This window comes from Microcoleus sp. LEGE 07076, assembly GCF_015207455.1.
GTDB lineage: Bacteria > Cyanobacteriota > Cyanobacteriia > Cyanobacteriales > Microcoleaceae > Microcoleus.
Map to the genome: position 1 here is coordinate 1 of NZ_JADEWV010000476.1, position 1,223 is coordinate 1,223.

Below are 1,223 nucleotides of genomic sequence, written 5' to 3' on the forward strand. Positions count from 1 at the left end.
AATCACCACAGCTTCGGCAGACACCGCCAACGAGCCCAAACCCGACTCAATAGCAACGCCGGGAGAGTCAGAGGAGGAATTGGTTTCTTCAATCCCTGCAAATGATCTTAAAGCAGCCGGCAGTCTGCGCGTCAGCAACCGCAGCGAACACCCAGTGCGAGTCGCGCTACTGTCGAAACGCCAAGCCCAGAAATCCTACAAAAAACCCGCACACTGGGATTTTGCACCAGGGGAAGGCGGCGACAAGGGACTGATGCTATCACTGCCGGAGGGCAAGTTACAAGTCAAACGGGGAGACATTCTGGTGGTTTTTGCTCAGGATGGTTCCCGCCGCTACTGGGGGCCTTATGTCGCCGGGGAGACAGCCTCGCCCGCTTGGAACAGCACAACTGAGGAATGGCAATTAATTTTGCAGCCGTGAAGGCTGAGATCGAAGCCGAGATTTTGGTCGAGAAAGCGGGTTTATTCGGTCTTGTTGAGAATGGTGTCGCTCTGGGAGGTTAAACTCACATAGCGGCACCATTATAAAGAACAGGCAAGATGCGTGTTCCACAAAGACTAAATTTTCTTGTGGAACAGGCCGGACAGCCTGTTCATAAAGCCTTATTGAGAATGCTGCAACATCTCAGTTGAACCGGATTCGATCGAATTGGCAGTTTCGAGAAAGCAAATCTTTCGGTAGACTCTCTAATGCGAGTTAAAATTTTAAGTCTAAAATCGCAGGAAGTTTGGGTGAAGGAAGTTATTAAAAATTTGTCAGAATATCGCAGGCAGCGCCCGTTAGCGAAGCCCTCGAAGAGGATCGCACCTTTGTTGCTGTCGCTGTTGTGGCTGGGGGCGATCGCCTCGGTGGCTTTCTTGTGGCATCTCGGCAACATCGGCTTAGTTGACGAAACCGAACCACTGTTTGCCGAAGCCGCCCGCCAAATGACGGTGACAGGGGATTGGATCACTCCTTATTTCAACGGCGAAACCAGGTTTGACAAGCCGCCGTTGATTTACTGGCTGATGGCGGCGGCTTACCGCACTTTGGGAGTTAACGAGTGGGCTGTACGTCTTCCCTCGGCTTTGTGCGCGATCGCCCTTACTTGCCTCGGATTCTATACCTTATCGAAGACAGAAGGAAGTTCGGCAACGGATTCTGTAGCGGATGTAGCGGATGTAGCGGATGTAACGGAGAACTCCGAAGGAATATTTTCCCCCTCTCCCACTCCCCCTCTCTC

The 1,223-nt window shown here is 52.1% G+C and carries 2 protein-coding genes; both read left to right on the plus strand.

From position 1 onward, the window contains the following. Nucleotides 1–421, plus strand: a 421-nt coding sequence (locus IQ270_RS30385) for a hypothetical protein (protein ID WP_193976800.1), incomplete at its 5' end; no start/stop codon positions are given. A 269-nt stretch (nucleotides 422–690) separates the two neighbouring features. Continuing rightward, the coding region (locus IQ270_RS31685) for a glycosyltransferase family 39 protein (RefSeq protein ID WP_228056857.1) at nucleotides 691–1,223 on the plus strand (533 nt) is incomplete at its 3' end.